General features: G+C 69.4%; 10 protein-coding genes. 4 read left to right on the top strand and 6 right to left on the bottom strand.

Going from position 1 to position 11957, the window contains the following annotated elements; translation table 11 throughout:
* Window positions 1–358: 358 nt before the first annotated feature.
* Window positions 359–973: a DUF6807 family protein gene (locus AB0F72_RS16915; protein ID WP_360431390.1), complete on the top strand. Its 615-nt coding sequence runs from the start codon at window positions 359–361 to the stop codon at window positions 971–973.
* 136 nt (window positions 974–1109) lie between these two features.
* Here AB0F72_RS16915 and AB0F72_RS16910 read toward each other — a convergent pair whose 3' ends face one another.
* Entirely contained in the window at window positions 1110–2138 is a 1029-nt protein-coding gene (locus AB0F72_RS16910; RefSeq protein WP_360431387.1) for a LacI family DNA-binding transcriptional regulator, read from the bottom strand.
* 75 nt (window positions 2139–2213) lie between these two features.
* On the opposite strand from AB0F72_RS16910, the gene AB0F72_RS16905 reads away from it, so the two are divergent.
* The gene (locus AB0F72_RS16905) at window positions 2214–3449 is read left to right on the top strand and encodes an MFS transporter (RefSeq protein ID WP_360431384.1); all 1236 of its coding nucleotides are present in this window, start codon (window positions 2214–2216) and stop codon (window positions 3447–3449) included.
* A 30-nt stretch (window positions 3450–3479) separates the two neighbouring features.
* On the opposite strand, the gene AB0F72_RS16900 is transcribed toward AB0F72_RS16905, so the two are convergent.
* Genes AB0F72_RS16900 through AB0F72_RS16890 form a run of 3 tightly spaced genes read right to left on the bottom strand, consistent with a single transcriptional unit; the run spans window position 3480 to window position 6998 of the window.
* Complete coding sequence (locus tag AB0F72_RS16900; protein WP_360431381.1) at window positions 3480–4244, bottom strand: hypothetical protein; 765 nt, start codon at window positions 4242–4244, stop codon at window positions 3480–3482.
* Window positions 4231–5769, bottom strand: coding sequence for a VWA domain-containing protein (locus tag AB0F72_RS16895; RefSeq protein WP_360431378.1), 1539 nt, complete (start codon window positions 5767–5769; stop codon window positions 4231–4233). Before AB0F72_RS16895 ends, AB0F72_RS16900 begins: the two co-directional genes overlap by 14 nt.
* Entirely contained in the window at window positions 5766–6998 is a 1233-nt protein-coding gene (locus tag AB0F72_RS16890) for a hypothetical protein (RefSeq protein ID WP_360431375.1), read from the bottom strand. The genes AB0F72_RS16895 and AB0F72_RS16890 overlap by 4 nt, the downstream gene beginning before the upstream one ends.
* A 276-nt stretch (window positions 6999–7274) precedes the next feature.
* On the opposite strand from AB0F72_RS16890, the gene AB0F72_RS16885 reads away from it, so the two are divergent.
* Both AB0F72_RS16885 and AB0F72_RS16880 read left to right on the top strand, forming a co-directional pair.
* The gene (locus AB0F72_RS16885) at window positions 7275–7598 is read left to right on the top strand and encodes an STAS domain-containing protein (protein ID WP_360431372.1); all 324 of its coding nucleotides are present in this window, start codon (window positions 7275–7277) and stop codon (window positions 7596–7598) included.
* Between the two features lie 127 nt (window positions 7599–7725).
* Window positions 7726–8976, top strand: a complete 1251-nt coding sequence (locus AB0F72_RS16880; RefSeq protein WP_360431369.1) for a spermidine/putrescine ABC transporter substrate-binding protein — start codon at window positions 7726–7728, stop codon at window positions 8974–8976.
* A 91-nt stretch (window positions 8977–9067) separates the two neighbouring features.
* On the opposite strand, the gene AB0F72_RS16875 is transcribed toward AB0F72_RS16880, so the two are convergent.
* Window positions 9068–10453: a CotH kinase family protein gene (locus tag AB0F72_RS16875; RefSeq protein ID WP_360431366.1), complete on the bottom strand. Its 1386-nt coding sequence runs from the start codon at window positions 10451–10453 to the stop codon at window positions 9068–9070.
* An 83-nt stretch (window positions 10454–10536) separates the two neighbouring features.
* Complete coding sequence (locus AB0F72_RS16870) at window positions 10537–11751, bottom strand: MFS transporter (protein WP_360431364.1); 1215 nt, start codon at window positions 11749–11751, stop codon at window positions 10537–10539.
* Between the last annotated feature and the right edge of the window lie 206 nt (window positions 11752–11957).

Here is an 11957-nt window from a genome sequence, read left to right as displayed (position 1 = left end):
CACGCGGGTGGCGAGGACGATCACGTGGGTGGCGTGTTCGGCGACCAGGATCATGTCGTGGCTGACCTCTACGAGCCCTCCATTCGAAAGATCACCATGGCTCCGCCCCGGAATCTCGTCGCCACATGTGCGGTCCGGTTGACTGGATGGGTTCTTCAGCGTTGAATTCCGTCTGGATCTGTTTGAATTCGAGCAGGGGACGGGCATGCGATCGAGCGCCGAGGCACCGACGGGCATGCGATCCGGCGGCGAGGCCTGGACGTGCATACGGAACCCACGCCCGGATGAGGCTCGGCGGCACGCCCGGCTCGGCGAGGCCGCGCGGAACCTGTGGGTGGGCCACGATCCCGGACGCTCGGTGACCGTTTCCGCTGGTGACGTGCCGTTGCTGACCTACACCTACCGGCCCGAGCCCACAGTGAGCATGGTCCGCACCCTCACCGACGAGCCGGTGCCGGGCGTGGCCTGGTCTCCGCCGCACATCGACGAGCATCCTCGCCTGCACCCCGCCGGCGACCACACCCTGTCCGAGCTCTCCGCCACCGGCGCCACCGCGACAGCTGCCCACCGTCTGATCTGGACCGGTCACGACGGCACCCCCGTCCTCGACGAGTGGCGCGCGCTAACGGCAGCGCTGACCGGCGACGACAGCTGGGTTCTGATGTTCGAGAACACCCTCACCAACGTCTCCGGCGCGCCGCTGACGTTCGGCGCGGCGGGCGCCACCAGCGGTGGACTTCGCTGGCGGGGTGCGCTCTCCTACACCGGCGACGGCCCGTGGGAGGTGCCGGCGGAGCGGGCGGCCCCGGCGACGGTGGTCCTGGTCGACGACGACGCCAACCCGCAGCACCCACCGCTGCGCTCGCCGGGCGGGCACACGATCGCTTTCCGCCACGCCGCGGTGATCACGGCGGGCTCCGGGGACACCGGGACCCTGGCGGCCCTGGGCCGGACGGCACTGAGCGCCCCGTAATCACCCAAGGCGCCCGCAAAAGACTCAAGCGCCCACAAACTCAAGCGCCCACAAACTCAAGCACCCGCAAACTCAAGCACCCACAAACTCAAGCACCCGCAACCGCCCAAGATGCCCGGATAACCACTCGATCCCGTCAGCGCGGCACGGCCGGGCCGCTCGTGCCGCGAACGATCAGCCGGGGTTCGATGACGACCTCACGGTGCTCGACGTCGGTACCCTCGATGCGCGCCACCGCGCGCCGCACCGCGCCCGCAGCCAGCGCTTCGACGTCTTGAGCGACAGTGGTCAGGTTGATGTGGGCGAGCCGGCTGAAGCTGCTGTCGTCGTAGCCGACCACGCTGATGCCGCCGTGGAAACCCGGACCGCCGCCGCCCGGCACCGGATGACCGTGGCCGCGCAGCACGTCGAGCAGACCGGTCGCGCTCAGGTCGTTGAAAACGGTCACCGCGGTGGGCGGCTCGGGAAGCAGCCGTTCCGCCGCTCTGGCGCCGTCGTCCTCGCCCGATCCGCCGGGAATCACCCGGATGAGACCGGCCAAGCCGTGCCGTTTCATGGCGTCCTGGTAGCCCCGCCGGCGCTCGGCGGCACCGGGCAGCGTTCCGCCGTCGAGGTGCACGATGTGGCGATGACCGAGTTCGACCAGGTGATCGACGGCCAGCTCGGAACCGCGGGTGTCGTCCGTGCGCACCACGTCGACGGCGCGCTGCCGCACGGTCCGCATCATCGCGACGACCGGCAGCCGGGCGGCGAGGGCGGCCAGGTCGGCGGTGCGCGAGCGGGGGCTGAACAGGATGAGCGCCTCGCAGCGATCTTGGAGCAGCCCGTCGATCGCGGTGCGCTCGTCACGCCGGGGCGTCACGGCGCTCAGCGTCAGCTCGTACCCCACCGCGCCGGCCGCGTCGTAGAGCCCGGTCAGCAGGTCGGTGTGGAACGGATGCCGCACGTCGAAGACGACGCCGAGCAGCCGGGTCCGTCCGCTGCGCAGCAGGCGAGCACGGCTGTCCGGCTGGTAGCCGAGTCGCTGGGCGACCTCGAGGACGCGCTCCCGGGTGGCCGCGCCGGCGCCTGCGGCGCCGCGCATGACGATCGACGCGAGCGCGACCGACACACCGGCCTCTGCCGCGACGTCGGCGAGGGTAGTGCGTCGCTCCCCTGACTGCATAGACGCGATCGTACGTTGTGACGACTAGAACGTTCTATACCAACATCCGACTAGAACGTTCTAGAGTCGGGTCCCGTGGACAACCTGACCGCCGGCCGCCGCCGGGCAGCCCTGCTCGCCCTCTCCCTGGGTGGCTTCGGACTCGGCCTCACCGAGTTCGTCGCCATGGGTCTGCTCCCCGAGATCGCCCGGGACCTCCTTCCGGCCGACTACGCCCGCTCCGCGCCGGACGCCGTGGCCACCGCCGGCTGGATGATCACCATCTACGCGCTCGGCGTCGTCGTCGGCGCGCCCACGATCGCCGCGCTCACCGCCCGCATCCCCCGCCGCCGGCTGGTGCTCGGCCTGCTCGGCCTCATGGTCGCCGGCACCGCCGCGTCGGCGCTCGCCCCGACGTTCGAGCTGGTCCTGGCCGGTCGGTTCGTGGCCGCGCTCGCCCACGGCGCGTACTTCGGCGCGGCCGGCATCCTCGCCGCGACCATCCTCGGCCCCGGCAACCAGGGCAAGGGCGTCGCCATGGTGATCGGCGGCCTCACCGCGGCGAACCTGCTCGGCGTTCCGCTGATCACCGCGCTCGGTCAGGCGCAGGGGTGGCGAGCCGCTTATCTCGCTGTCGCGGCCGTCTTCGCGCTCACTCTCGTGGCGGTGCTCGTCACCGTACCCTCAGTCGCTGCCGCTCCCGGCGGCTCGCCTCGCACCGAACTCCGCGCCTTCCGCTCCCCGCAGGTCTGGCTGGTGGCCGCGACCGTGGCGATCGGCACGAGCGGCTTCTTCGCGGTGAACAGCTACGTCGCGCCGGTCACCACGCAGATCACCGAACTGTCCGCCGGAACCGTCCCGTGGGTGATGGCCGTGATGGGCCTCGGCATGACCGCCGGCATCGCGATCGGCGGCGTGGCCGCCGACTGGAACCTGCGCCGTACCGTGCTGATCGGTTTCGTCGCGATGCTGGCCTCGGTCGTCGTCTTCGCGCTCACCGCCGCGCACCCGGCCGGCCTGTTCCTGGGAGCCTTCCTCACCGGCGCGGCCAGCCTCTTCGTCGTCCCGGCCCTGCAGGCGCTGCTGATCGCCGCCGCGCCGGAGGCGCAGCTGATGGGTGCGGCGGTGAACCAGTCCTCGCTCAACATCGCCAACAGCATCGGCGCGGCTCTGGGCGGCGCGGCGATCGCCGCCGGCTGGGGATATCTCTCGTCGGCCTGGCTGGGTGTGTGCCTCACGGTGGCGGGCCTGGGGCTGGCGCTGCTGAGCTTCCGGATTTTCCGGATGGAGGCGCCGCCGACGGCGGAGCGCCAGGAGCCGGTCGCGGTCTGACCGGCCAAGCGCTGCACGGCCGCGCCCGTCTCACTGGAAGATGGCGATGGGATCGATGATGAGCTTCTCGCGCTGCCGATCCCACGTCTGCACCTTGCCGAGGCAACGGGCCTGGAAATCCCCCTCGGGCACGTCCCGCCGGATTCCGCTGCTCGAGCAGCGGAGCACCGCTTGCGCCACCTCGCCGTCCCCGCGTTCCCCGCACGGCGCCTCGAAAGTCACCGTGTCACCGTTCTCCGCGGCCAACCTGAAGGTGCCTCGAATCGAGACATAGGACTCCAGCTGTCCCAGTTCCCGGACGGTGAAGGACGCCGGATCGGTCAGCACCGTGGTCTTGAGTGCTTTGGTGAGTGCCCGGCCCGGCTCGATCACCCCGTTGACCAGGTCGATGTAGACGATGTCGTCGGCCTTCTCCAGGACCTCCATGATGATCCGGATAACGGTGATCGGCTCGGCGGTCTCGATGTAATCGCGGAACACCTTGCGGTCGACGGTCCGGGCGCCGCCGACGCCGAAGCTCTGGAAGGCCGCGTTGACGTTGGCCTCCTTGGTACTGGAGATCTCCTCGCGCACTTCCTCGCGCAGCGCCCTCTTGTAGGTGCCACCGAGATAGAGGTCCATCACCGAATCGTCATGGAGGTAGAACGTGATTCCCCGCACCGGCTGTCCCCCGCCGTGCAGCATCCGCCAGCGGGCGATCAGGGTCCAGACGGTCCCGATCAGCGTGATCACGGTGGCGGCCCAGATCAGCATCCACGGCCACCAGACGCTCCACCATGCGCTATCCACAGCCACGCACATCCTTGAAAGCGTCCGCGAGCGAATCGGTGGTCGCCGCCGCGGCGCGCCCACCTGTGGCTGCCGCGGCGGTGCGCAAGGCGCTGCCGTCCGCTTCACCCACACCGATCATGTACGCGGGAACGGCGCGCACCGGGGCGGGAAGGGCTCGGTACTCCGCCAGGAAGCCGGGGAGGCCGATCCCCGCGTTGCTCTCCCCGTCGGTCATCAGCACGATCGACGTCTTGCGTCCCGGTTCGGCGCGCGCCTTCTGATAGGCGTGGCCGAGCGCCGACCACACCGCGGTCCGCTCGTCGTACTCCTCCGGCGCGAGGAACGCCCGCATGGCCCGGACATCGTCGTCGCCGTCGACGGTGAACGTCCGTTCGTCGAGGACGCCCTCGCCGAACCGGATCAGCGTGATCTTCTCGCCCCGGTGGAATCGGGTGAACTTGCCGGACGGTGTCCGATCGACACCGCTGAGGCCGTTGAACGCCGACCGGAGCCGGTTCATGCGTTCCCCCTTCATGGAGCCGGAGAAGTCGAGGACGAAGATGACGTGCCCGGGCCGGCCGGGATCGGCGCGATAGTTCGCCAGCAGCCGGTCGATCACGTCCTGCCGGTCCGGGAAGTACAGCGAGTTGCCGATCGGCGTGGTCAGCCGCTGGTCACGGGTGACGGCCGGGTTCATCGGGCGGCGCAGGGTCTGCCGCATGATCTTCTGCTGGGCGGTGTCGCTGGTCAGCCACGTGACCACCCGGTCGTACGCGGCCCGGTGCTCGGGGCGCAGCAGCATCAGCGGGTACTCGGAGAGGACGATGCCGTCGCGCGGGTACCGGATCTCCAGGGGTTCGGTGAGCCGGCCGCTGGCGTTGAGCGCGAGCAGCACCGACTCGTACCCGATCAAGGCTTGGGCCTTGTCCGGTGCGGCGACGAAGGTGTCGACGAGCGCGGCGGAGGTCGGCGCGGTGAGCGTCTGTCCGCTGAAGAAGCCGCCGAGACGGTCGCATGTCACGTCCTCGGGTCGCAGCGCGCGCCCCTCCCCGGTGGCCGCGGTCGCCACGCCGATCAGGGCGGCGAGCCCGCTTGCCGCCTGTCCCGGATCGGCCATCGCGAAGGTGAGATCGCCGGCGGCTGCCTCACCGGCGATGTCCGCCCAGGTCGGGTCGCCGAGCCGGGCGGCGACCGACGGTTTCACGCCGATCGCCACCGGCGAGCCCATGATCCTGGTGGAGAGCGGCATCGGGCCGGCGTATCCGGCGGCATCCAGGGTCAGCTTGAGGTACCGGTCGTCGGAGAGCCAGGCCAGGTCGTGCCGGTAATTCGCCGGGTCGAGGGCCTTGTTCGCCGCGACCGTGCCCTGATGGTCCATGACCAGTTCGATGCCGGTCTCCCGGCGCAGGTCGGCGAGGATCGGCGTCATGTCGGCGAGTTCCGAGCTGGCGAGCACGCGCAGGCTGATCGGCTCCGGCTTCGCCGGGGTGCAGGCGGTTGCGCTGACGAGGAGCACGCCGAGCGCGAGCACAGCCGGCCCCCGCCTCATCGGGGGCAGCCCCCGACCTCGCCGATCATGTTCTCCAGCACGTCGAGCACCGGCAGTTCGGCCTTGGTGAGGTTGCCGCTGTTGTCCGGCGCCGGGATGTCCCGCTCGGCCAGGTACCTCCAGAGCTGGTCGCTGCTCGCGGCGCTCGTCGGGTCGAGCACGCGGTAACCGAGTTCCATGGCCCGCCGGCGCAGCTCGGGGTCGCCGGCCAGCAGGCGGCCGAGCCGGTCGGCGCCGGCGTTGAGCGGGATGAACTCGGGGTCGGTGAGCATCTCCTGCTGGGGGTAGAGCAGCACCCGGTCGGTGTCCGGCCCGCCGCCTGCCTCGGCCTGACGCACCTGGTAGGAGAGGTACTGATGCTCGTAGACCACGACGATCGGCGCCTTGCCCTTGCCTTCGGGCGTGACGTAGGACGCGAAGAGCTCCTGGTCGTGCATCCCCTGCATGCCGAGCAGCGGCTTGATCGCGGCGGTCACGGCCGGGGCCTCGGCAGCGCTCGGCGGGGCGTTGGTGCCGTTCTCCACGAACGCGGTCAGCGCGAGGAAGGATTCGCCGGCGTTGGCGTGGCACGGGCTGGGGCTGTGCGCGATGACCCGGTTGCCGTTGCTGATCGTGCTGCCCTGGCCGTCGGCCTGCCGTTCGATGCGCAGGTCGTTCCAGGTCCGTCCCGCTTTGATCAGGGTGAGGAACCTGGCGGTGTCGAGGGTGTAGTAGTACGGCGTGCCGCCGCCGAGCGTGTTCCGCTGCGCGGTGGCCACCCCCGCGGTGACGAGCGTCTCCGCGTACTGCCGGAAGGTGGCGAGCACGAGCGGGGTGGCGAACGGTTTCGTGGTCTGCGGGACGCCGCCGCTGGTCCGGGCGAGGCGTTGGCGGACCATGTTCGCCGCCGGACGGCCGGACGGGAACACGAAGTCGAATCCGGTGAAGTCGTGGGTCGCCAGCTCCCGCGAGCCGGTGTTCGTGATGTGCACCCGGATGTGGTGCCGCAGCAGCAGGCGGCGCATCTCCGGGTCCTCGAAGATCTCGCCCTTGGACCCGGTCTTGCCCTCCAAGATCAGCTCCTGCTGGAACGGCAGGAGCAGGTTGCCGGAGAGAAGCAGCAGGACCAGACCGGTGGCGGCCACCGTGGCGAGCGGCGCGAACACCGTGAGGAAGGAGGGCGACCAGAATCGCCGGTGCCGGATCGGCAGCCGCGGCGGTTCGCGCACCGCGACACTGCTGGATGTCACGGCCCAAAGATATCGACCATTCCCCCTTCCCCGACGGCTGCCGTTTTCGCCTCTCCGCCACAAAGAAGCACGTCAGTACCGCTTCGGCTCCGGCACGTCTCCTGTCCGAAATTCGATGTTCACCGTGTGATCCCGCAAAATTCTCTTCTTCCGGGGTACGAGGAACGTAACCGCGCTGTGACCAGATGAACTTTCCTTCACAAGTCTCGACGGATCTTCACAGATGGCTTTACCGTTGGCCGCTCGGAGAAGCCTCGGGTAACGGAAGGTAACGAAATGACCGCAGCCACGGTCGATGTCGGCACCCATCCCGACGGGACTCTCGTCATCGTGCCGCACGGCGATCTCGGTGACGACGACGCGGTCGATCTGCGCCGCACGCTGATTCAGGCGATCCGCCACACCCGCCCGCTGCGGCTGGTGCTCGACCTCGGTGACGTGGGCGAACTCGACCCGATCAACCTGGGCACGCTCGCCGCGGCCTGCCATCTCGGCGACGACCACCACGTCGCCGTCTTCCTCGATCACCCGCGGCCGGACGTGGCCGACCGGCTCACCGCGGCCGGCGTTCCGGCGCACCGGCTGCGCCACATCAACTGATTTCGGACCACCGCCGGGGACTGCGAGTGACCCGTACCATTGGATCATGATGTGCTCGTAACAGCCGTGTTCCGTCGTGTGACCATGCCACGCGAGCGCCGAGCACCCGCATTCCGATCGGAGTCCCATGTTCCCCCGCAACACCCCTGATTCCACACTCCTGCGCGGTGTGACGCAGCGGCGGCTGGGCCGACGCGACGCGTTGCGGCTCGGTGGCCTCTCCGCGCTCGGCGCGACCCTGGCCGCCTGCGGGGTGGAGGGCAAGGGCACCCCGGCGGCGAGTGTCGACACCAGCACGATCGCCACGTTCTGGGCCGGCAAGCAGCAGAACAACAAGGTCGATTTCGCGAACTGGCCGCTGTACATGGATCCGGAGAAGGCGGAGCTCGCCAAGTTCACCGAGAAGACCGGCATCCAGGTGAACTACCAGGAGGTCATCCAGGAGATGGGTCCCTGGTTCGCCAAGGTGCAGCCACAGCTGTCGGCGAAGCAGTCCATCGGGTACGACCTCATGGTGATCACCAACGGCGTGCAGTTCGGCCAGTTCCGGTCGGCCGGCTTCCTCGCTCCGCTGGATCACAGCCGGCTGCCGAACTTCACCGCGAACGCGGCCAAGGCGTACACGACCGAGTCGTTCGACCCGGGCAACGTGTTCAGCGTGCCGTGGGCGTCCGGCATCACCGGTATCGCCTACGACCCGTCGAAGGTCGACCGGCCGATCACCAAGCTCGCCGACCTGTGGGACCCGGCGTTCAAGGGCAAGGTCGGCATGATGTCCGACCTGACCGAGCTGGCGAACTTCGGCATGCTGGCGGCCGGCGTCAAGCCGGGCGAGTCGGACGAGGCCGGCTGGCGGAAGGGCGCGGCGAAGCTCAAGCAGCAGAAGGACGCGGGCATCGTCCGGCAGTACTACGAGCAGGACTACGTGGACGCCCTCGGCAACGGCGAGGTGTGGATCACCCAGGCCTGGTCGGGCGACATCTTCCAGAAGAACCTCTCCGACGGCACGAACTTCAAGTTCGTGATCCCCGAGGAGGGCGGCACGATCTGGACCGACAACTTCGCCATCCCGATCACCGCGGCGAACCCGGTGGACGCGCTCATGCTGATCGACTTCTTCTACGAGGTGGAGAACGCGGCGTCGCTGGCCGAGTACATCAACTACGTGTGCCCGGTGCCGGCCGCGCAGGCGCAGATCCGCAAGGACGCCGCCGAGCTGTCCGGCAGTGACAAGAAGGAGATGCTGGCGGTCGCGGAGAGCGCGCTGGTGTTCCCGAGCGAGGCCGACTACGAGAAGCTGCACTACTACGTCAGCTTCAACACCGCCGAGGAGCAGCAGAACTTCACCTCGGTGTTCGAGCCGATCGTCCTGGGCTGAGTCTTCTGATTCGTAGGCCTTCTGATTCGTAGGCCTTCTGATATTCGTAGCGCCGGGGTCTTGCGAACGCGGAGACCCCGGCGCTTTTCGGTCAGCCGATGACCGACTCGATCTTGGAGACTTCCGCGGAGACCGTGTCGGCGGAGATCAGGTCGCTGGCCTGCGAGGTCAGCACGGCGGCCCGCTGGTCGAGGATGCTCTTCGCGGTCCCGCTGGTGTAGAGGCCGGCCTTGAGGTCGGTCTGGGCCTTCGTGTACGCGGCTGCGAACGTCGCGTTGGCTTGGAAGCGCGTGACGAGGATGTTGCTGCGGCCGCCGAAGCCACCGCCGCCGCGCTTCCCGCCGCCGCCATCCCCGCCGCGAGCGGTCGCGCCGGAAGCGGTCGCGCCGGAAGCTGTCGCGCCGGGCATTCCGCCGGCGCCGCCCATCCCGCCGAACGCCAGGTTGAGGTCCCAGGAGACGACGGTGAAGATCCCGGTGTCGCTGGTGTACCGCAGATAGGAGTTGTTGCCCGGCCCGTCTATGTCATCGGAGTTCTGGACCAGCTCCTGGAACGCGAGGTACTTCGCGAACGCGTCGACGTCGAGCTTCGTGCCCAGATCCGAGCCGAACGTCGCGTCGTCCGACTCGTTGATGAACTTGAGGAAGGCGATCAGCGGCGTCAGGTCGTCGGAGTCACCGCTCTCCTGGTCGAAGACGTCCTCGTAACTGGCCGCGTCCTCACCCCGGTAGGAGTAGTCGCCGTTCGCCTCGGCCTTGTAGAGGATGCCGTCGCCGTCGAAGTTGTCGGCCATCCACTTGTCGCCGGGGTTCTCCACGACCAGGCGCAGCACCTGGTCGCCGTCGTTGACGCGCAGCCGGGTGGAGAACGACTTCTCGGTCGCCAGCCCGGCCTTCCCGAGCAGCTCCAGCGCGACCGCCTCGTTGAGCGCGGACTCCGAGTTGCTGGACCGGACGACGAACTCGGTGTAGCCCTGGTGGGCCTGCCCGTCCACGTACTTGTCCAGCCGGATCAGCCAGGGCAGGTCCTGCGGGTCGTCGGCGGAGACGCTGCTGCCGCCCGGCCCGCCGCCGAAGCCGCCGCCCTGACGCTGCTGCCCACCGGCGGCCGCCGAGGACGAGGCGGTGGCGGAGGGAGTGGCGGAGGACGAGGCGGTGGCGGAGGACGACGAGGACGCGGTCAGCCCGCGCAGCGACGAGTTGCCTTTCAGCCTCAGCCCGGCCTTCTCATAGGTGACGCCGTCGAGCGTCACGGTCGCCTCGATCCAGTTCTTGGACTCGTCCCCGAGGTAGGCCGCGATCATCGTGTCGTACGCCGCGTCGTCGAAGGTCAGCGTGATGTCGTGCACCACGCCGCTGTCGAAGATGGTGGCGCTCGCGCTCCCCGAGGAGGAGCTGGTCGCGGCGCAACCGCCGAGCGCCGCCAGGCCGAGAGCTCCGGCGAAGGCGGCGCCGAACTGGCGGCGGGTGAGAGGCATGGGGTTCGTCCTTCGGCTGGGCAACCTGACCCCTCAAGAAAAGTTCACCCAGTGTTGACCCGCTTGTGCGGGACCTATGAGTTCTATGAAGACGCCCGGGACAGCACCGGCTGCCGGCGGGCCACCGAGAGCAGGTCCAGCAGCAGCGCGGCCAGGGCGACCACCGCGAGCAGCGCCAGACCGAGGGCGTAGGACTGGAACTGGCCGTAGATGGTGCCCATGACCAGCGGCGGGATGAAGCCGCCGAGCCCGCCGGCCGCGCCCACCACACCCGTCACCGAACCCACCTGGTTGGCCGGGGCGACCTGCGCGACCAGGGCGAACGTCGCGCCGCTGCCGGCGCCCAGGGCGGCCGCCATGGAGAGGAACGCGATCGTGCCGAGCGGCATGAGGTCCGGGGTGAAGGACTGGAGGGCCGCGCCGGCGATCACGACGCCCAGCGAGCCGGCGAGGACCTTGGCCGCCGGGATCTTGTCGGAGAGCCAGCCGCCGACCGGACGCATGATCACGGCGAGCACCACGAAGCCGGCCATCCGGTTCGCGGCGTCGGCCTGGGTGAGCCCGTACGCGGTCTTGAGGTAGGACGGCAGGTAGACCGAGAACGCGACGTAACCGCCGAACGCGACGGCGTACAGGGCGGACGCCTGCCAGGTGATCTTGAGGCGGAGGGCGGTGCCGAGGCGCTGGGCGAGCGGGGCGGTCGGGACCGGACGGTTCGGGGCGTCGCGCATGACCAGCCAGGCGACGACCGCGTAGACGGCGAGCACCACGGCGGTCAGCACGAACGGGGTGGCCTCGCCGTTCGCGTCGACGAGCCGCACGGTGGTGAGCGCGCTGATCGCGGTGCCGCCCATGCCGGCGCCGAAGAGGCCGACCGCGAAACCACGGCGCTGCGGCGGGTACCAGGCGTTGACGAACGGGACGCCGACCGCGAACACGGTGCCGCCGATGCCGAGGAAGAAACCGCCGATCAGCAGGGAGGCGAGCGCGTCCTGACCGAACAGCCCGAGGTAGAGCACCGGGATGATGGTCACGAGCGAGACCAGCGGGAACATGATGCGACCGCCGAACTTGTCGGCCAGCGCGCCCACCGGGATCCGGCCGACCGAGCCGACCACGACCGGGACGGCGACCAGCAGCGCCTGCTGGAACGAGCTCAGGCCGAGTTCGGCCGAGAACCTCGTGGCGAGCGGGCTGAGCAGCGCCCAGGCCCAGAAGTTGACAGCGAACCCGACGGTGGCCAGAGCCAGCATCAGTCCGGCGCCGCGGGGTGTTGCCGAAGTCGAAGGTGTGCCCATCAGTAACTCCGCTGAGAGAAGTTCGTGTCCACCACAACGGTCCTGGTCGGAGGCCCGCACCGGATAGGGACTTTGTACCCCGGAACCGGCCCGGAATTCCCGGGGCCCGAGGATCTCGGGACTTCTGGCCCGGCGACCGGGGGACCTTGGGCACCAATCCCGGCGTTCGAGTTGCACGGCCCCTTTCTGCGGACAAGGGTGAGATC

The sequence above is a fragment of the Actinoplanes sp. NPDC023936 genome (assembly GCF_040639325.1).
Lineage (GTDB): Bacteria > Actinomycetota > Actinomycetes > Mycobacteriales > Micromonosporaceae > Actinoplanes.
The sequence above is the reverse complement of the archived record's forward strand: the minus strand, read 5'-3'. Positions and strand labels throughout refer to the sequence as shown.